Source organism: Tsukamurella tyrosinosolvens (assembly GCF_900104775.1).
GTDB lineage: Bacteria > Actinomycetota > Actinomycetes > Mycobacteriales > Mycobacteriaceae > Tsukamurella > Tsukamurella tyrosinosolvens.
The window spans coordinates 1807428-1825930 of sequence record NZ_FNSA01000003.1 but is presented as its reverse complement, the minus strand read 5'-3'; the positions used below and the strand labels follow the sequence as shown (position 1 = coordinate 1825930).

The following is an 18503-nucleotide window of genomic DNA, read 5'->3' as shown; positions in this document are numbered from 1 at the left end:
CCGGGTTGCCGCGCTGGGGTGTGACCGGTGAGGCGGAGGTGACGTTCGGACGCCGTGACCGCGGTCACGCACCCGAACTGACTCGTGAGTAAGATCGCGGCATGACCACTCCGCAGAGCCGTCGCGCCGTCATCGTCTCCGGCGCGCGCACCCCGTTCGTCCGCGCCTTCGGCGACTACACCCACCTCGACAGCATCGCGCTCGGCGACCAGGCCGTCCGCGGCCTCCTCGACCGCGTTCCCGCCGTCGCCGACCGCATCGAGGCCATCGTCTGGGGCGGGGTCATCCTGCCCGCGGGCGCCCCCAACATCGCCCGCGAGATCGCGCTCGACCTGGGCCTGGGGCACGGCGTCGAGGGACACACCGTGACCCGCGCCTGCGCCTCGGGCCTGCAGGCGGTCACCACGGCCGCCGCGGCGATCGAGCGTGGCGAGTACGACGTGATGATCGCCGGCGGCTCCGACTCCGTCTCCAACGCCGCAGTCAACCTGCCGCAGAAGCTGGTCCAGGCGGCCGCTCCCCTCGCCCTCGGCAAGCCCTCGCCCCGCGCCTACCTGGACGCCGCGATCGGCCTCGCGCCGTTCACCGGTCTCCTGCCCAGCCGCCCCCGGATCGAGGAGCGGACCACCGGTGAGGTGATGGGCGAGTCCGCGGAGAAGATGGCGCGGATCCACGGCGTCACGCGAGAGGCGCAGGACGCGTTCGCCGCCCGCTCGCACGCCCGCGCCGCGGCGGCCATCGCGTCGGGCCGGTTCGACCGCGAGGTGGTGCCGGTGACCACGCCCGACGGGAAGACGGTGACCCGCGACGGCCTCGTCCGCGAGAACACCGACGTCGAGAAGCTCGCCGGCCTCAAGCCCGCCTTCGAGCGGGACGGCACCGTCACCGCCGGCAACGCCAGCCCCCTCACCGACGGCGCGGCCGCGGTCCTGATCATGAGCGAGGAGAAGGCGCGCGAGCTGGGCCTGACACCCCTGGCCGCGATCCGGTCGTGGAGCTACGTCAGCGTCGACCCCGCCGACGAGGTGCTCATCGGCCCGGCGATCTCCATGCCGCGCGCGCTGGACAAGGCGGGTCTCAAGCTCGAGGACGTCGACCTCATCGACATCCACGAGGCCTTCGCCGCACAGACCCTCTCCGTCCTGGACGCCCTCGCCAGCCCCGAGTGGGCCGCCGACCGGCTGGGCCGCGACACCCCCGTCGGCGAGGTCGACATCGAGAAGCTCAACGTGCACGGCGGCTCCGTATCGATCGGCCACCCGTTCGGCGCCACCGGCGCCCGCATGGTCACGACGATGGCGAACGAGCTGGCGCTCACCGGCAAGGACACCGCGCTGCTCGGCATCTGCGCCGCGGGCGGTCACGGCGCGAGTGTGGTCCTCGAGCGCGTGTAGTCGCGAATCCGGCCGATTTCCGGTTCACGAGGGCCCTATCGGCCTCCTGACGGAGAAATCGGCCGCGTTCACGACCGACCCGCCTCACGTCACGGACAGGCCGCCGTCGACGCACAGGTTCTGCCCGGTGACGAAGGCCGATCCGGGCCCGGCGAGGAAGACGGCCGCGGCCGCGAAGTCCGACGGCGCGCCGAGCGTCCCCGTGTGCGCGCGGCGCCGGAAGTAGTCGGCGCGTTCGGGATCCGCGAGGACGGCGGTGGTCATCGGCGTCGCGACCAGGCCCGGCGTCAGCGAGTTCGCGGTGACTCCCGACGGCGCCCACGCCTCCGACTGGGAGCGGGTGAGCCCGGCGATGCCCGCCTTCGCGACGCCGTAAGCACCGCTGTTGCCGAACGCGCGGTGCGCCTGCGTCGAAGCGACGTTGATGATCCGGCCCCAGCCGCGCGCGGCCATCCGCGGCCCGTAGTGCTGGCCGAGCTGGAACGGAGCGTCGAGGTTGACCGCGAGGATCGCGCGGTAGAGCGCCTCGTCGATGTCGCCGAGCGGGGGCCGCGGGTTGCTGCCGGCGCAGTTGACGAGGATGTCGACGGCGTCGGCCCGGGCGTCGGCCTGCTCGATGAGTTCGCCGGCGCCGTCGGTGAGGTCGGCGCTGATCCCGTCGGGCCCGAGCCGGTCGCGGTCGCGCCCCGCCCGGAGCACGCGCGCGCCGGCACCATCGAGCGCCTCCGCGATCGCCGCCCCGATCCCCGAGCTCGCGCCGGTGACCAGCGCCGTTCGCCCGGTGAGGTCGAACAGTGCTGACACCGCGGATCGCATGGCGGCAACCCTACGCGGCGGCGCCGATAGGCTGGGGCGGTGTTGGGGCTGACGCTGATGTTCAAGAGACTCGCGGGCGCGATCCGCACCAGCTGGCGGGAACCGGCGATGCGCGCCGCGATGCTGAGCCTCGTCGTCATCGTCACCGCGGCGACGGTCTTCTACACCCTGACCGAGAAGTGGTCGGTGATCGATTCGCTGTTCTACGCGGTCTCGGTGGGCCTGCCCATGGGCGGCGGGGCGCTGAGCCCGACCCTGACGATCTCGAAGATCTTCACCCTGGTCTACGCGATCCTCGTGGTCGGCCTGTTCGTCACCGTCGGCGGCTCGCTCGCGCGGTCGATCGTGCAGAACAACACGGACCGGGTGACGCGGCTGACCGAGAAGCGCGCCCGGGACGAGGACCGCTAGGTCAGGACCGCCGCGAGCCAGATGGCGATCGCGCCGAGCGCGCCGGCCAGTTCGATGAGGATGAGCAGGCCTGCGGCCTTGGTGGCGGCGAGCGCGGCCTGCCAGCCGGCCTTGGCGTCCCCCAGCCTGATCGCCTCTGCGGCGAAGGTGCCGCCGATGAAGCCGATCACCAGGCCCACGACGGGGATCACGAAGAAACCGATGATCCCGGCGACGCCGCCCGCCACCAGGGACCACTTCCCCACCCCGGCCCTGGCCATCGTGCGGCCGCCGACGAGGTACTTCACGCCCCACGCGAGCACCATCACCGCCAGCGCGGCGGCGAACACCCACCAGGCGCTACCGCCCGTGAAGATCGCCCAGATCAGGATGCCGAGCGCCACCAGGGACGAGCCCGGCAGGACCGGAACGACGATCCCCAGCAGGCCGATCACCATCAGCGCGACGACCGCCGCGTACCCCCATGCGTTCACGCACGAAGAGTAACCGCGGATCGGGACGCGCGGGTCACCGAGCGGGTCACCGCGCCGGCGGCAGCTCCGCCGCCACGGCACCGATCACCAGCGCGCGGGCCCGGTCCAGTTCCAGCGAGCCGCTGTGCCACCGCTCGCTCAGCCCCTCGACCAGCGCGGTGAGCCGCGTCGCGATGGCCTCGGCATCCCTACCGGCGGCTTCCGGAACGTCCCCGATGAGCGACGCGACATCGCGGTCCCAGGCGTCGGTGGCCGCCCGTAGATCCTCCCGCAGCACCGGCTCGAAGACGGCGCTCGCACGGAGCTCGCCCCAGGCGATGCTGGTGGTCCGCACCTCGTCGCCGTCCTGGAGCTCGTCGAGCAACATCGACTCGAGCCGCTCGCGGGGGCCCGCGGCGTCCGATCGCGGTTCCGTGTAGGCCTCCGCGGTGCGGTTGATCTGCTCGAGCGCCGCGTGCACGATCCCGTCGCGATCGTGGAAGTGGTAGTAGATCAGCGCGGTGGAGACGCCGGCCTCCGCGGCGAGCTTCTCCACCCGCAGACCGCGGACGCCGTCGCGCGCGATGACCCGGACCGCGGCCTGCATGATCTGGGTGCGGCGGTCGGTCATGGTGCCTCACAGTATCGGAGGGCCGCCGCGCCTCCCGTCGGGCACGACGGTGCCGGGCACGACCCCGGCCGGCACGACGCGGCCCGGCACGACAGAGGACGCAGCGTCACGCGGGCTCCTGCTGCGTCGTGCAATGGATACCGCCACCGCCCGCCGCGATCCCGTCGATGTTGATCTGGACGATCCGCCGGTCGGGGAACAGGCGCTGCATCGTCGCGCGGGCCGCGGCGTCGGTGTCGGCGGCGCCGAACTCAGGACCGATGACGGCGCCGTTGCACACGTAGAAGTTGATGTACCCGCCCGCGAAGTCGTCGCTCGCGAACTCCTCGCGCACCGACGACGGGCTCTCCATCACCTCGACGCGCAGCCGATTGCCGTGCACGTCCGTCGCCGCGCGCAGGATCTCGAGATGCTTGCGGGTCACGTCGTAGTCGAACGACTCCCGGTCGGTCTCGAGGCCGGCGACCACGACGCCGGGGCGCGCGAACCGCGCGTAGAAGTCGGTGTGCCCGTCGGTGATGTCCTCTCCCGCGATCCCGGGCAGCCAGATGACCTTCCGGATTCCGAGCAGCTCACGCAGCTCGTCCTCCACCTCGGCCTTCGTCCAGCCGCGATTGCGGTTGTCGTTGAGCACGCAGCTCTCGGTGATGATCGCGGTACCCTCGCCGTCGACCTCGAGTGCGCCGCCCTCGAGCACCAGATCGGTGCGCAGCGCGGGCGCACCGGCCCGGCCGGCCACGAACCGCGCGACCTCCCGGTCGCGCCGGTGGCGCTGCTTGGAGCCCCAGCCGTTGAAGTTGAAGTCGACCCCCGCCTTCGTCGGTCCGTTCTTCACGAACGTCGGCCCGGTGTCGCGGATCCACAGGTCGTCCAGCTCGCAGGCCACGAGCTCGACGCGGGACCCGCTCACCAGCCGCTGCGCGAGCGCCATCTGGGCCGGCGGCACGAGCATCGAGACCGGTTCGAACCGCGCGATCGTGGTCGCGATCAGCGCCAGGTCACGCTGCACCGTCGGCACCAGGTCGGCGCCCCAGATGCGATCGCTCGCACCGAAGGCCAACCAGGTGCGGGCGTGCGGAGTCCCCTCCTCCGGCATCAGCCAGGGGCCGCCGTCGCGGGACGGCGCCTCTCCCGCGGCGTCGTCGGCGCATCCGGCCAGGAGCAGGCCGCCGAGCGCGGCGATGGAGGTCTGAAGGAAAGTGCGGCGTCGCATGGTGGGTGTTCCTCTTCTCGGTGCGCGGCGGTCAGCCCGGTTCGGACCCCTGCCGCGGTTCGAACAGTAGTCCTGACTGAATTTTCAGTCAAACCGCGGCCGCTAGTGTTACCGCCAGACGAAGGAGCGTGAAGCATGAGCGATCAGATCCGCGAGGCGCGCCAACCGATGGTGACGTCCCTCGGCATCATCCTGGGTTTCCTGTTGAACTTCCTCGCCCAGTGGGCGATTCGCGACGACGGCAAGGCTCCCGTCGAGAGCGCGACCGACTGGGTGATCGTGGTGACGCTGTTCGGTTCCGCGGCCCTGATGCTGACGGTGCTGGTCGGCGTGCTCAGCAACTCGTACGCCGAGGAGGACGCGCCGCGCCGGTATCGCCGGCTGCTCATCGTCTACGTCGTCGCGATCGCGCTGGCCTTCGGCGGCATGGGGATCGCGCTGTTCATCTGACGCGCGCGTCGCGAGCGATCAGGCGAGGAGGACGGTGGCGAAGGTCGCCACCTGGCGGAAGCCGACGCGCTCGTACGCGCGCCGGGCCGCGACGTTGAAGCTGTTGACGTACAGGCTGGGCAGCCGGCCCGAGCGGAGAACCGCATCGGCGACCGCGGCGGTACCCGCGCCGCCGAGCCCCTGCCCGCGCAGGTCCGGCCGCACCCACACGCCCTGGATCTGCCCGACGGTCCGCGAGACCGCTCCGACCTCGGCCTTGAAGGCGACCTCGGCACCGTCGAACAGGACGTACGCGCGCCCCGCGAGGATGGTGTTGGCCACCCGGCGCCGGTACGCGCGCCCCCCGTCGGCGCCCCGCGGGTCGACGCCGACCTCGGCCGTGAACATCGCGATCGCGGCGTCGAGGTAGCGGTCGAGTTCGGCGAGGCGGGCGGGCCGGACGCCGGCGTGCGCGAAGCGGGACGGCTCGGGCATCGTCATCAACGGCTGCTCGGGGCGGACCTCGCGCGCCGGGCCCCACGCGCTCTCGAGGCCCTCCCACAGGGGCAGCACCATCTCGGCGCGCCCCACGACCGACGCGGCTGCGCGGTGCCCGCGGCCCGCCCGGCCCGCGAAGTAGCGCATGTCCTCCAGGTCGCCGCGCAGCGGCATGAGGTTCGCTCCGGCGAAGCACAGCGAGCTCCCCACGTCGCGGTGGGTCCACAGTTCGCCGCCGAGGCGGCCGGGCTCGGTGCCGCACTCCTGCACACGGCCGGCGACCATGCACGCGGCCACGGGATCGCCGTCGAGGACGGACAGCACCCTCGGCAGGTCCCGCGACGGGACCGGCCGTTCGTGCAGCATCCTCAGCACCGGCGGCTCCTCACCACTGACACGGCCCGCACGCAGCGGCGGGCCGCGACCTACGACACCGTGACGACCGGTGTTCCGCTCTCACTATCCCCCGACTCCTCCGCGATGCGCAGGGCTTCCTCGATCAGCGTCTCGACGATCTTGGACTCGGGCACCGTCTTGATGACCTCACCCTTGACGAAGATCTGCCCCTTGCCGTTGCCGGAGGCCACGCCGAGGTCGGCCTCGCGCGCCTCGCCGGGGCCGTTGACGACGCACCCCATGACGGCGACGCGCAGCGGCACCTCCATGCCCTCGAGGCCGGCGGTGACCTCGTTCGCCAGCTTGTAGACGTCGACCTGTGCGCGGCCGCACGACGGGCAGGAGACGATCTCCAGCTTGCGGGGCCGCAGGTTCAGCGACTGCAGGATCGCGTCGCCCACCTTGATCTCCTCCGCCGGCGGGGCCGAGAGGGAGACGCGGATCGTGTCGCCGATGCCGTCGGAGAGCAGGGAGCCGAAGGCCACGGCGCTCTTGATGGTGCCCTGGAACGACGGGCCCGCCTCGGTCACGCCGAGGTGCAGCGGGTAGTCGCACTGCGCGGCGAGCTGCCGGTAGGCCTCCACCATGATCACGGGGTCGTTGTGCTTGACCGAGATCTTGATGTCGCCGAAGCCGTGCTCCTCGAACAGGCTCGCCTCCCACAGCGCGGACTCGACCAGCGCCTCGGGGGTGGCCTTGCCGTACTTCTCCATGAGCCGCTTGTCGAGGCTGCCGGCGTTGACGCCGATGCGGATCGGGATCCCCGCGGCGCCGGCCGCCTTCGCGACCTCGCCCACGCGGCCGTCGAACTCCTTGATGTTGCCGGGGTTCACGCGCACCGCGGCGCAGCCCGCGTCGATCGCGGCGAAGATGTACTTGGGCTGGAAGTGGATGTCGGCGATGACCGGGATGTTCGCCTTCTTGGCGATGATCGGCAGCGCGTCGGCGTCCTCCTGCCGGGGGCAGGCGACCCGCACCATGTCGCAGCCGGACGCCGTGAGCTCGGCGATCTGCTGCAGCGTGGCGTTCACGTCGTGCGTCTTGGTGGTGCACATGGACTGCACCGAGATGGGGCTGTCGCTGCCGACGCCGACGCCGCCCACGTTGAGCTGACGGGTCTTGCGACGGGGTGCGAGCGTCGGGGCCGGGGCTGCCGGCATTCCCAAACCTACGGACATTTCCTGCTACTCCAGTTCAGTTGAAGAGCTTGATCGGATTGACGATGTCGGCTGTGAGGACGAGCAGCATGTACCCGCCCGCGAGCGCCAGGACGACGTACGTCAACGGCGCGAGCTTCATGTAGTCGACGGGGCCACCCTTGCGGCCGGTGACCAGGTCGCGGAGCTTCTCGAAGATCACCACCGCCATGTGACCGCCGTCGAACGGCGGCACCGGCAGCAGGTTGATCAGGCCCAGCATGAGGTTGAGGCCGGCGAGGAGCAGGAAGAAGACGCTCCACATGTCGCGCTCGGCGACCTCGCCGCCGATCATCGACGCGCCGACGAGGGACTGCGGGGTGTCGAGGCCGCGCTCCTCCCCCTTGATCGCGTCGACGAGGGCGGGGATCTTCTGCGGCAGCTGACCGATCGCGACGATGGTCTTGTGACCCAGGTCCAGCGTGAACGCCGCGGTGCCGCCGATCGCGGTGATCGGGTTGTAGTGCTCGGTCACGCCGAGCGTCCCGACGCTGATGCCGATGGTCGGGCCGGAGACCTCGACGAGCTCCTTCCCGTCGGCCGACGGACGCCACTTCTTGCTGGTCACCGGGTCGATGACGACGGTGCGCGTCTGGCCGTCGCGCTCGATGCCGAGGGAGATCGCGCCCGTCGAGTTCTGCAGCGCGTCGAAGACGGTGTCGGCATCGACGGCGGTGCCGTTGACCGAGGCGATGACGTCGCCCCGCACCAGGCCCGCCTGGGCCGCGGGGCTCGGGCGGCACTCGCCCACCGGGCGGCTGGGCTGCTCCTTGGTGGGCTTGGTGGTGGCGTCGGCGACGCAGCCGGTGGCGGCGACCGCCGCGCGCGGCGTCGCGGTGGTCGACGGCAGGCCCGCGGTGACGGCGACGCCGTAGATCAGCAGGGCGCCGAGGATGAAGTTCATGCCCGGGCCGGCGAACAGCACGAACAGCCGCTTCCACGCGGCCTGCTTGTACATCGCCTTCTCCTGCTCGACCGGCGTCTTCAGCTCGTCCAGCAGGGTCATCCCGGCGATGTCGCAGAAGCCGCCGAGAGGCAGCGCCTTCAGCCCGTACTCGATCCCGTCCGGCCCCTTCGGGCGGCGGGTCGACCAGACGGTGGGCCCGAAGCCGATGAAGTAGCGCCGGACCTTCATGCCGGTGGCCTGCGCCGCCCACATGTGCCCGCACTCGTGCCAGGCGATCGACGCCAGGATGCACAGCGCGAACGCCGCGATCCCCAGTGCGTAGCTCATAGCGACCAGGATACCGGGACTGTCGGCCGCGCCGGATCGTCAGAGCCGTCCCCCAGTCATGGGTCCTAATACCGGTCGGATCAGACCAGCCCGACCAGCTCGGACGCCCGGCGGCGGGCCCACTCCTCCGCGGCCAGCACGTCCGCGACGTCGCGCGGCTCGGCCTGCCACTGCGCACCGTCGGCGACGACCCGCGCGACCGTGTCGACGATGGCGAGGAAGGACGTGCGGCCGTCGAGGAAGGCCTGCGCGACCACTTCGTTCGCGGCGTTGAACACCGCGGTCAACGAGCCGCCGCGCGTGCCCGCGTCGCGGGCGACGGCGATCGCCGGGAAGGCGTCGTCGTCGACGGGCGCGAACGTCCAGGTGTGCGCCTGCGTGAAGTCGCAGGCCGCGGAGGCGCCCAGGACCCGGTCCGGCCAGCCGAGGGCCAGCGCGATGGGCAGCTTCATGGACGGCGGCGAGGCCTTGGCGATGGTGGCGCCGTCGACGAAGGTGACCATCGAGTGCACGACGGACTGCCGGTGGACCGTGACGTCGATGCGGTCGTAGGGCACGCCGAACAGCAGGTGCGCCTCGATCACCTCGAGGGCCTTGTTCACCAGCGTCGCGGAGTTGAGCGTGATCATCGGCCCCATCGACCAGGTCGGGTGCTTGCCGGCCTGCTCGGGGGTGACGTCGGCGAGCTCGGCGCGGGTGCGGCCGAAGAAGGGGCCGCCGGAGGCGGTGAGGATCAGCCGGTCGACTTCGGCCGCGGTGCCGCCGCGGAGGCACTGTGCGATGGCGGAGTGCTCGGAGTCGACGGGCACGATCTGCCCCTCCGCGGCCCGCTTCAGGACGAGCGATCCGCCCGCGACCAGGGACTCCTTGTTGGCGAGGGCGAGCCGGGCGCCGCTGTCGAGCGCGGCGAGGGTCGGGCCGAGGCCGAGGCTGCCGACGACGCCGTTGAGCACGACGTCGGCCTCGACGGTCTCGACGAGGCGGGTCATGGCGTCCGGGCCGGTCAGCGCACCGTCGAAGCCGACGGCGCGGGTCGGGTCCGCGATGCCGATCCGCGCACCGTCGAGGCCCGCCGCGCGGGCCTGCTGCGCGAGAAGCTCGGGGTTGCCGCCGCCGGCGCCGAGGCCGACCACCTCGAACCGGTCGGGGTTCTCGGCGATCACCTCCAGCGCCTGGGTGCCGATGGAGCCGGTGCTGCCGAGGATGAGGACGCGGGTGGTCACCGGGTCAGCCTATCGGCGGCCCACCCCGCCCGACGGTCCGCCGTCGCCGCCGGTCCGGCAGGGCAGGCTAGCCTTGCAAGGAAAGCGACGAAAGGGATCTCCACGATGGCCAGCACACTCCGCGACGGCGCGGTGTTCCCGATCTGCCTCCGCGAGTTCGACGTGCTGCGGGTGTCGGACGTGACGCCCGGGATGCGCCGGATCGTGGTCGGCGGCGACGCGATCGGGCCGCACGTGCGCGACGGCGTGGACCTCCCGGCCGTGCACAGCACCGGATTCGACGACGACGTCAAGGTGCTGTTGCCCGACCTCCGCACCGGCGAGTTCCCCTTCGAGGTGCCGAAGAACACCGACCAGGGCCGGGTCGACTGGACCGACGGCTCCTTCGAGCACGCCCGCACCTACACGGTGCGCGAGTTCGACGCCGAGGCCGGCGAGATGACGCTCGACTTCGTGCTGCACGGCACGGGCCTCGCGGCCACCTGGGCGCGACGGGTCGAGGCCGGCTCGAAGGTGCTCATCGCCGGGCCGAAGCACTCGGCGGCGCTCCCCCGCGACGTCGACTGGCTCCTGCTCGCGGGCGACGAGACCGCGCTGCCCGCGATCGGCCGGTGCATCGAGATGCTGCCCGCGGGCTTCAAGGCCACCGCGGTGATCGAGGTCGCCGAGCCGGGGCACCACCAGGAGCTCACCACCGACGGCGACGTCGAGTACGTCTGGCTGTACCGGTCGGAGGCCGGCGGCGGCTCCCGCCTCGTCGCGTCCGTGCAGGACGTCGCCTGGCGCGGCGAACGCCCCTTCCTCTGGGTGGCCGGCGAGACCCTCGCGATCAAACCGCTGCGCCGCTGGGCGAAGACCGAGAAGGGCCTCGAGAAGAACCGCGTGGAGATCACGGGCTACTGGCGCCACCGCGCCGTCGCCACCGTCGACGGGGATGCCGAACTGGTGGACACCAGCCAGGACCAGAACGTCGCCTCCGAGATCCATGAGATGACGGAGCTGTTGCCGCCCTTCGCCGTCCGCGCCGCGGTGACGCTCGGCCTGTTCGCCGCGATCGACGACGGCGCCGCGACGCCCGCGGCCATCGCGGCCGCCTGCCGGACCGACGCCCGCGCGACGGAGAAGTTGCTCCGGCACCTCGCGCTCCTGGGCTTCGTCGCGCGCGCCGACGCCGGCTACGCGCTGACCGCGCGGGGCGAACTGCTCACCGATCCGGACGAGCTCCTCGCCGGCAGCCTGCACCACGACCAGGTGCGCACCCGCCTGGACATGTCCTTCGTGCACCTGGTCGACGCCGTGCGCACCGGCGCCGCGGTGCCGTTCGAGGGCGGAGACCTCCGCAGCGCCCGCGCCGCGGACGCGAACCTCGCCGAGCAACTGCACGCCGCCGCGAGCCGCTGGGCCACCTACCGCGCGCCGGCCCTGCCCGAGGCCGTCGACTTCGCCACCGTGCGCACGGTGGCGGTGTTCGGCGACGGCTCCGGCGTCTACGCCGACAACCTGGCGCGCCTGCTGCCCGACGTGACCGTCGCGATCGTGGGCATGCCCAGCACCGTCGAGCGGGAGATCGCGGTGGTCGCGCCCGAGCGCCGCGACCGCGTGACCGCGGCGGCCGGCACCGTCTTCGCTCCCCTGCCGCACCGCTACGACCTCGTCGTGGGCATCGACCTCCTGCAGACCCTGCCGGACGCCGACGCCGAGCTCCTCGTCACCACCCTGCGCGGCAGCGCCGACCGGGTGGTCTTCGTCGGGAACGTGCTCGACCCCGCCACCACCGACGATCACGAGACCGAAGACGACCTGCGCAACCTCTGCCTGTACGGCGGCGGCCTGCGGACCGCGGAGGAGCTCGGCGCCCTCGCGGGCGGCGGCGCGCACCGCATCGCGCCGCTCGGCTGGGGGACGTACGTCGTGGAGTACGCCGGCGCCTGAGGGCTGCGGCCCGTCAGTCCACGAGGTCGGCCGGAACCAGCTCGACCGGGAACGGGAGGTCGACCCACCGGGTCTCACCGGGCCGGACGGTGACCGCTTCGGTGTACTCGTCGTCGACGGGGGCGGTGTGGATCGTGACCGCGCCGTCGGCGTCGACGCGCCCATAGGACGGAATGCGGGCATCCGCGTACTTCGCCGCCTTGAGCGTCCGGTCCGTGACCCGCGTGGACTTCGACGCGATCTCGACCACGAGGGCGACGTCCTCGGACTCGCTCCACTCCACGTTCTGAGCGGCGCCGGGTCTCAGAACCACGATGTCGGGGATGAAATTCCCACCCGGCACCCTGACGCCGATCTCGTCGAGCACCCGCCAGCCGTCCGGCACGGCGAGGCGGAGAGCCATGAACAGATTCCCGCCGATGCGTTGATGGCCTTGTGACGGTGGTGGCGTCACGAGCAGGCTCCCGTCCACGATCTCGTAGCGGTGCCCGTCGTCCGGCAGATCCTCCAGATCGGCCTCGCCCCACGAGTCGGGGAACGAGTAGGTCGGCTGAGTCATATCGGCACGCCCTCTCGTTGTGGTGACGGTAAGACCTCGGTACGACGTGTTTCCGGTCGCGGCCTGAGTCTATGCCTCATTCACTCCGGCAGGGCCTCGACACCGACCACCGCGGACACCGGGATCGGGCCGTAGACGTGCGGAAACAGCTCGTCGACGCCCGGCGCGGGTGGCTCGTACCGCACGTCGAGCCCCGTCGGGTCGACGGACAGCAGGACCAGGTCCGCGGCGGGGACGTCGGCGTAGAACCGCTCGCGCACGCCCCGCCACTGCTCCGCGGTGGAGCAGTGGACGAAGCCGACGTCCGCCAGCGAGGCGCCGCGGGTCGACACCGCGTACTCACCCGCCGCGCGGGCCGCGTCCCAGTCGGTCACCAGTGCCAGATGGAAGATCACCCGCGCCACGCTACCGAGGAATTCCCGCCCCTCGTACGACGCACGGTCGTAGCGGGATAGGATTCATCCGTATCCCGGGTCCGCCCGGTGCTCAGCTGAGGAAGCGACGAAGGAGAAGCGAGTGGCAACCACCGACCTGGAGCGTCAGACCACCTCGAAGGTCGACGAGGCCGACGTGCCGTCGCGCGATTGGGGCTGGAGCGGCAACGCCCCCAACGCCGCCCGCATCGCCGGTGTGCTGTTCGCCGTGCTCCTGCTGCTCATGAACATCGGCAACCACCAGGGCAAGACCGAGGACATCTTCCTCATCGGTTTCGCCGTGGCGATCCTCGGCACGATCCTGATCAACTGGATCTCCACCCGCCGCAAGAAGTGGAAGTACTGAGCTACTTCTCCTCGGCGGCCAGCTGACCGCAGGCCGCCGCGATCTCCTGGCCCCGCGTGTCGCGCACGGTGCACGAGACGCCCTGCGCGATGACGCGGCGCACGAACTCGTCCTGCCGGTCCTTCGGCGAGGCGTCCCACTCGCTGCCCGGCGTCGGGTTCAGCGGGATCAGGTTCACGTGCGCGAACTGGCCCAGCTTCTTGCGCAGCTTCTCGCCCAGCATGTCGGCCCGCCACGGCTGGTCGTTGACGTCGCGGATCAGCGCGTACTCGATCGAGACGCGACGGCCGGTCTGGTCGGCGTAGTAGCGCGCGGCCTCGAGGACCTCCTGCACGCTCCACCGGTTGTTCACGGGCACCAGCGTGTCGCGGAGCTCGTCGTCGGGCGTGTGCAGCGAGACGGCCAGCGTCACGGACAGGCCCTCGTCGGCCAGCTTCCGGATCGCGGGCGCGAGTCCCACGGTGCTGACGGTGACGTGGCGCTGCGAGATCCCCAGGCCCTCGGGGGCCGGCGCGGTGATCCGGCGCACGGCCTGCACCACCCGCTTGTAGTTCGCGAGCGGCTCCCCCATGCCCATGAAGACGACGTTCGAGAGCCGTCCGGGACCACCCGCGACGTCGCCGTCCTGCATGGCCTTGGCGGCGCTGCGGACCTGGTCGACGATCTCGGCGGTGGACAGGTTGCGGTCGAGGCCACCCTGGCCGGTGGCGCAGAACGGGCACGCCATGCCGCAGCCGGCTTGGCTGGAGATGCACAGCGTCGCGCGGTCGGTGTACCGCATGAGCACGGACTCGAGCAGTGTGCCGTCGTGCAGGCGCCACAGCGTCTTTCGGGTCGTGCCGCTGTCCGTCGCGATGTGCCGCACGGGCGACATCAGCTCGGGCAGGAGGGCCTCGCCGACGGTGCCGCGCGCTGCGGCCGGCAGGTCCGTCATGGTGGCGGCGTCGGCCTCGAGCCGGCCGTAGTAGTGGCGGGCGAGCTGATTCGCCCGGAACTTCGGCAGGCCGAGGTCGACGACGGCCTGCTGCAGCTCGTCGTCGGTGAGGTCGGCAAGGTGGCGCGGGGGCTTGCCGCGCTTGGGCGCGTCGAATACCAGAGGCAGGGGGGTGCTCATAACTCCCCCATTCTCCCACGTCGGCGGCGCGGCGCCGACCAGCGTGATCCGGGCCACCGCGCGTCCCCCGTCACGACCCGCCCCGAGGTGGCAGGATGACGCCATGGCCAAGGACGAAGACCGCGTTCGAGACAGCGAAGAGGCGACCGGGATCCCCGTTCCCGACGTCGACGCGACCGACGCGCAGAACCTCCCCGCGGAGCGGGACGTCGTGGATTCGACTGCCGATCGGGCTGCCGGTGCACCGGCGACGAAGCAGCGGGGCGACACCCGCGACGCGTACGAGCAGGTCAAGCACACCCGCTCGGCGTCGCTGTGGTCCGGGCTCGTCGGCGGCGCCGTGATCCTGCTCGTGCTCCTCGCCTTCATCGTGCAGAACCAGCAGAACACCCAGATCACACTGCTGTTCTGGGAGGCGAACCTCCCGCTCGGCGTGTCCCTGCTGATCGCCGCCATCCTCGGCGCGCTCCTCGTCGGCTCGGCGGGCGGCCTCCGCATCCTCCAGCTGCGCCGCGCCGCGAAGAAGCTCCGCGACTGATCGGCCCGCCCGCCGTCCACGGGCCGGCAGGCGTCCGTCCGGCGGGCCGCGGTGCGAGCGCGGCGACCCCGATGAAACGATGGGCCCATGCGCGCATGGGTCGTCTGGTCGGTGGCGACTCTCGCGTACGCGGTCGCGATCCTGCAACGCACGTCGTTCGGCGTCTCCAGTACCGAGGCGAGTGAGCGGTTCGGGGCGGCCCCGGCGACGCTCGCCGCGTTCGTGGTGCTCCAGCTCGTGGTGTACGCGGGCATGCAGATCCCCGCGGGCCTCCTGCTGGACCGGTTCGGCTCGCGCCGGCTGATCGTGAGCGGCGCGCTCCTGATGGCCCTGGGGCAGCTGACGTTGGCGCTCACGGAGTCGCTCCCGCTCGCCATCGCGGGGCGCGTGGCGGTCGGCAGCGGCGACGCCCTGACCTTCGTCTCGGTGCTGCGCCTGGTACCGGCGTGGTTCCCGGTGCGCCGGATACCGCTGGTCACCCAGCTGACGGGCATGACGGGGCAGCTGGGCCAGGTGCTGTCCGCGGTGCCCTTCCTCGCGCTGCTGCACGGCAGCGGGTGGAGCTCCGCCTACGGGTCCGCGGCCGCGCTCGGCCTGTTCGCGGCCCTGGCCGTGCTCGCAACGGTCCGTGACGCCCCGCCCGGCCGCACGGCGCCGCACGTCACGGTGAGGGTCGCCGAGATCCCCTCGATCCTCCGCTCGACGTGGATGCACCCCGGCACGCGGCTGGGCTTCTTCACGCACATGGGCACGATGTTCTCGGTGACCGCGTTCATGCTGATGTGGGGCGTGCCCTACCTGACGAACGCGCAGGGGCTCTCGTCGGGCGCGGCGGGCGGCGTGATCAGCTTCGGCGTGCTGGCGACGCTGGCGTCCGGCCCCGTCATCGGCTTCCTCACGGGCCGCTTCCCGGTACGTCGCTCGTGGATGGTGATCACGATCATCCTCGCCAGCGCGGCGCTCTGGACGATCGTCCTCGTGCGCGACGAGCCGTCGCCGGTGTGGCTGCTCACGCTGCTGGTGCTGGTGATCGCGGTCGGCGGTCCCAGTTCCGCGATCGGCTTCGACTACGCCCGCTCGTTCAACACGACGCGGGTGCTCGGCACCGCGCAGGGCATGGTGAACATCGGCGGGTTCCTCGCGAGCCTCGTCCTGATCCAGGCGATGGGCTCGATCATGGGATCGGGCGCCGGACTGACCTTCGACGGCTTCCGGGCGGCGTGGATGGCGCAGTACCCGCTGTGGGCGATCGCGCTGATCGGCGTGGTCGTCACTCGGCGCAAGGCACGACGCCGCGAGGGGATCACGCCCCGGCCACTGCGTGAGGCGCTGCGCCGTCGCGCCTGACGGGCGTCGGGCGGTGGGCCGGACGGGGCCGTCGGGCGCCGTACGTGAGAGACGTCAGGAGCCCATGAGGGCGGTGAGCGCCGCCCACACCACCACCGCGCTCGGCAGCAGCGAGTCCAGGCGGTCCATGATGCCGCCGTGACCGGGCAGCAGGGTGCCCATGTCCTTGATGCCGAGGTCGCGCTTGACCTGCGACTCGAGCAGGTCGCCGAGCGTCGCGGTGATCACGACGACGGGCCCCAGGAGCAGGCCCCACACGGGGTTCACGTCGAGCAGGAACTTGAGCACGAGCACGGCGCCGACCGCGCCGGCCACCATCGACCCGGCGAAGCCCTCCCAGGACTTCTTCGGGCTGATCGCGGGCACCATCGGGTGCTTGCCGAAGACGACACCCGAGGCGTACCCGCCCACGTCCGAGCAGACCACCAGGATGATGAGCGCCGCCACCCGCTGCGGCCCGCGGTCCTCGGGGAGCACGAGCATCGCGCCGAAGGACGCGAACAGCGGCACCCAGGCGAGCACGAACACCGTCGTCGAGATGTCGCGGGTGAAGGAGTTCGGCTCCGCGGTGCTCTGGTGCCCCAGCAACCGCCAGACGATGGCGACCAGGACGGTCGCCACGAACGCGGCGAGCACGCCCTCGGTCCCGAGCGGCCAGCTCAACCAGATGATGGCCTGGCCGCCGATGAGCATCGGCCACAACTCGAGGTTGGTGCCGGCGGCGCGGAACCGCTTGACCACCTCCCACGTCGCGACCGCCATCGCGGCGGCCACCAGCGGCACCCACAGGTGCGGCGCGAAGTACAGGATCGCGACGATGAGCGCGCCCAGGCTGACGCCCACGCCGATCGCGGCCGGAAGGTTGCGTCCGGCGCTGATCTTGCGCTTCGCGGCCTCCTGGCCCGCCTCGGGCGTGCCGGGGGTCGGAGCGTCGGAGCCGACCGAGTCGGGGGTGTCCGGCACGGCTAGACCTCCATCAGATCGGCTTCCTTGCGCGCCACGAGGTCCTCGATCTGGGCGACGTACTTGGCCGTCGTCTTGTCGAGTTCCTTCTCGGCGCGGGCCACGTCGTCCTCGCCGGCGTCGCCGTCCTTGACGATCTTGGCGAGCTGGTCGTTCGCCTTGCGGCGCACGTTGCGGATGGAGACCTTGGCGTCCTCGCCCTTGCCCTTGACCTGCTTGACGAGCTCCTTGCGGCGCTCCTCCGTGAGCTGCGGGATGCCCACGCGGATCAGCTGGCCGTCGTTGGTGGGGTTGACGCCCAGGTCGGAGTTGCGGATCGCCGTCTCGATGTTGCCGAGCTGGTTCGCCTCGTAGGGCTTGATCACCACGAGCCGCGCCTCCGGCGTGGTGATCGAGCTGATCTGGGTGATCGGGGTCGGCGAGCCGTAGTAGTCCACGACCACCTTGGAGAACATCGCCGGATTCGCGCGACCGGTGCGGATCGACTGGAAGTCCTCCCGGGCCACCGAGACGGCCTTCTCCATCTTCTCCTCGGCGTCGAAGAGCGTTTCGTCGATCACTTGGGTCACACGTCCTTTGCTACGAAATGAGTGGTCGGGTCCGGCGTCACGGCCGGACGAGGGTGCCGATCTTCTCCCCCGCGACGGCGCGGGCGATGTTCCCCTCCTCCAGAAGATTGAACACCAGCATCGGCATCCTGTTGTCCATGCAGAGGCTGAACGCGGTCGCGTCGGCCACCTTGAGGCCCTTCTCGAGGGCCGCGCGATGCGTGATCTCGTCGAAGAGCTTCGCCTCGGGGTTGGTGCGCGGGTCGCTGTCGTACACCCCGTCGACGGCCTTCGCCATGAGCACGACCTCGGCGCCGATCTCCAGTGCACGCTGCGCGGCGGTGGTGTCGGTGGAGAAGTAGGGCATGCCCATGCCTGCGCCGAAGATCACGACGCGACCCTTCTCGAGGTGGCGCTTGGCGCGCAGCGGCAGGTACGGCTCGGCGACCTGCCCCATGGTGATGGCCGTCTGCACGCGGGTGTCGACGCCCTCCTTCTGCAGGAAGTCCTGCAGCGCGAGGCAGTTCATCACCGTGCCGAGCATGCCCATGTAGTCCGAGCGGGCGCGGTCCATGCCGCGGTTCTGCAGTTCGGCACCGCGGAAGAAGTTGCCTCCACCGATGACCACCGCGACCTCGTGGCCGCTGCGCGCGACCTCCGCGATCTGCTGCGCCACCGTCGTCACCACGTCGGGGTCGAGCCCCACTTCGCCGCCGCCGAACATCTCGCCGCCCAGCTTGAGCAGCACCCGCTTGTAGCCGTGCCGCACCTGTTGCTCCGTGTCCTGATCCGTCTGCTGTCCCTGGGCCGTGTCCGTCACGACGACCAT

General features: G+C 71.4%; 21 protein-coding genes. 7 read left to right on the top strand and 14 right to left on the bottom strand.

The features are described from left to right. Positions 1 to 101: 101 nt before the first annotated feature. Positions 102 to 1394 carry an acetyl-CoA C-acyltransferase gene (locus BLW32_RS10270; protein WP_068742222.1) on the top strand — a complete coding sequence of 431 codons (1293 nt, stop codon included), beginning with the start codon at positions 102 to 104 and terminating at the stop codon, positions 1392 to 1394. Positions 1395 to 1478: 84 nt separating this feature from the next. Here the strand turns inward: BLW32_RS10270 and BLW32_RS10265 are convergent, their stop codons facing one another. Continuing rightward, complete coding sequence (locus BLW32_RS10265) at positions 1479 to 2210, bottom strand: SDR family NAD(P)-dependent oxidoreductase (protein ID WP_068742223.1); 732 nt, start codon at positions 2208 to 2210, stop codon at positions 1479 to 1481. Between the two features lie 39 nt (positions 2211 to 2249). Here BLW32_RS10265 and BLW32_RS10260 point away from each other — a divergent pair, with 39 nt between their 5' ends. Then, positions 2250 to 2621: an ion channel gene (locus BLW32_RS10260; RefSeq protein WP_102101634.1), complete on the top strand. Its 372-nt coding sequence runs from the start codon at positions 2250 to 2252 to the stop codon at positions 2619 to 2621. Here the strand turns inward: BLW32_RS10260 and BLW32_RS10255 are convergent. The 3 genes from BLW32_RS10255 to BLW32_RS10245 form a co-directional block, all read right to left on the bottom strand. Next, a complete protein-coding gene (locus tag BLW32_RS10255; RefSeq protein WP_231857394.1) occupies positions 2618 to 3094 on the bottom strand; it encodes a DUF456 domain-containing protein in 477 nt (158 codons plus the stop codon). The two genes, BLW32_RS10260 and BLW32_RS10255, sit on opposite strands and share 4 nt — an antisense overlap. A 46-nt stretch (positions 3095 to 3140) precedes the next feature. Beyond that, entirely contained in the window at positions 3141 to 3704 is a 564-nt protein-coding gene (locus tag BLW32_RS10250; protein WP_068742225.1) for a TetR/AcrR family transcriptional regulator, read from the bottom strand. A 106-nt stretch (positions 3705 to 3810) separates the two neighbouring features. Further along, positions 3811 to 4917 carry an agmatine deiminase family protein gene (locus BLW32_RS10245; RefSeq protein WP_068742226.1) on the bottom strand — a complete coding sequence of 369 codons (1107 nt, stop codon included), beginning with the start codon at positions 4915 to 4917 and terminating at the stop codon, positions 3811 to 3813. Positions 4918 to 5052: 135 nt separating this feature from the next. Between BLW32_RS10245 and BLW32_RS10240 the strand changes: the two genes are divergently transcribed. Next, positions 5053 to 5367, top strand: coding sequence for a hypothetical protein (locus BLW32_RS10240; RefSeq protein ID WP_068524938.1), 315 nt, complete (start codon positions 5053 to 5055; stop codon positions 5365 to 5367). An 18-nt stretch (positions 5368 to 5385) separates the two neighbouring features. Here the strand turns inward: BLW32_RS10240 and BLW32_RS10235 are convergent, their stop codons facing one another. From BLW32_RS10235 to dxr, 4 genes are all read right to left on the bottom strand, one after another. After that, positions 5386 to 6219 (bottom strand): GNAT family N-acetyltransferase, encoded by an 834-nt coding sequence (locus BLW32_RS10235; protein WP_068524937.1) that lies wholly within the window; start codon positions 6217 to 6219, stop codon positions 5386 to 5388. Positions 6220 to 6269: 50 nt separating this feature from the next. Then, entirely contained in the window at positions 6270 to 7418 is a 1149-nt protein-coding gene (gene ispG / locus BLW32_RS10230) for a flavodoxin-dependent (E)-4-hydroxy-3-methylbut-2-enyl-diphosphate synthase (RefSeq protein WP_068524936.1), read from the bottom strand. 16 nt (positions 7419 to 7434) lie between these two features. Further along, positions 7435 to 8670: a M50 family metallopeptidase gene (locus BLW32_RS10225; protein WP_068742227.1), complete on the bottom strand. Its 1236-nt coding sequence runs from the start codon at positions 8668 to 8670 to the stop codon at positions 7435 to 7437. Positions 8671 to 8750: 80 nt separating this feature from the next. Continuing rightward, the gene (dxr, locus tag BLW32_RS10220) at positions 8751 to 9893 is read right to left on the bottom strand and encodes a 1-deoxy-D-xylulose-5-phosphate reductoisomerase (protein ID WP_068742228.1); all 1143 of its coding nucleotides are present in this window, start codon (positions 9891 to 9893) and stop codon (positions 8751 to 8753) included. Positions 9894 to 9998: 105 nt separating this feature from the next. Here dxr and BLW32_RS10215 point away from each other — a divergent pair, with 105 nt between their 5' ends. After that, positions 9999 to 11825, top strand: coding sequence for a siderophore-interacting protein (locus BLW32_RS10215; protein WP_068742229.1), 1827 nt, complete (start codon positions 9999 to 10001; stop codon positions 11823 to 11825). Between the two features lie 13 nt (positions 11826 to 11838). Here BLW32_RS10215 and BLW32_RS10210 read toward each other — a convergent pair whose 3' ends face one another. Continuing rightward, positions 11839 to 12384 (bottom strand): Uma2 family endonuclease, encoded by a 546-nt coding sequence (locus tag BLW32_RS10210; RefSeq protein WP_068524932.1) that lies wholly within the window; start codon positions 12382 to 12384, stop codon positions 11839 to 11841. A gap of 80 nt (positions 12385 to 12464) precedes the next feature. Beyond that, positions 12465 to 12779: a DUF952 domain-containing protein gene (locus tag BLW32_RS10205; RefSeq protein WP_068524931.1), complete on the bottom strand. Its 315-nt coding sequence runs from the start codon at positions 12777 to 12779 to the stop codon at positions 12465 to 12467. A gap of 121 nt (positions 12780 to 12900) precedes the next feature. Here BLW32_RS10205 and BLW32_RS10200 point away from each other — a divergent pair, with 121 nt between their 5' ends. After that, a complete protein-coding gene (locus BLW32_RS10200) occupies positions 12901 to 13164 on the top strand; it encodes a DUF2631 domain-containing protein (RefSeq protein WP_068742230.1) in 264 nt (87 codons plus the stop codon). Position 13165: 1 nt separating this feature from the next. Here BLW32_RS10200 and rlmN read toward each other — a convergent pair whose 3' ends face one another. Continuing rightward, positions 13166 to 14278 carry a dual-specificity RNA methyltransferase RlmN gene (rlmN, locus tag BLW32_RS10195; RefSeq protein ID WP_068742231.1) on the bottom strand — a complete coding sequence of 371 codons (1113 nt, stop codon included), beginning with the start codon at positions 14276 to 14278 and terminating at the stop codon, positions 13166 to 13168. Between the two features lie 103 nt (positions 14279 to 14381). On the opposite strand from rlmN, the gene BLW32_RS10190 reads away from it, so the two are divergent. Both BLW32_RS10190 and BLW32_RS10185 read left to right on the top strand, forming a co-directional pair. Then, entirely contained in the window at positions 14382 to 14816 is a 435-nt protein-coding gene (locus BLW32_RS10190) for a LapA family protein (protein WP_068742232.1), read from the top strand. 87 nt (positions 14817 to 14903) lie between these two features. Next, positions 14904 to 16163, top strand: a complete 1260-nt coding sequence (locus BLW32_RS10185) for an MFS transporter (RefSeq protein ID WP_068742233.1) — start codon at positions 14904 to 14906, stop codon at positions 16161 to 16163. 54 nt (positions 16164 to 16217) lie between these two features. On the opposite strand, the gene BLW32_RS10180 is transcribed toward BLW32_RS10185, so the two are convergent. From BLW32_RS10180 to pyrH, 3 genes are read right to left on the bottom strand one after another with little or no spacing between them, the layout of a single operon-like run. Next, positions 16218 to 17126 carry a phosphatidate cytidylyltransferase gene (locus BLW32_RS10180; protein WP_068524926.1) on the bottom strand — a complete coding sequence of 303 codons (909 nt, stop codon included), beginning with the start codon at positions 17124 to 17126 and terminating at the stop codon, positions 16218 to 16220. 2 nt (positions 17127 to 17128) lie between these two features. Next, positions 17129 to 17686 (bottom strand): ribosome recycling factor, encoded by a 558-nt coding sequence (frr, locus tag BLW32_RS10175; RefSeq protein WP_068524925.1) that lies wholly within the window; start codon positions 17684 to 17686, stop codon positions 17129 to 17131. Between the two features lie 46 nt (positions 17687 to 17732). Next, positions 17733 to 18503: a UMP kinase gene (gene pyrH, locus BLW32_RS10170; protein WP_068524924.1), complete on the bottom strand. Its 771-nt coding sequence runs from the start codon at positions 18501 to 18503 to the stop codon at positions 17733 to 17735.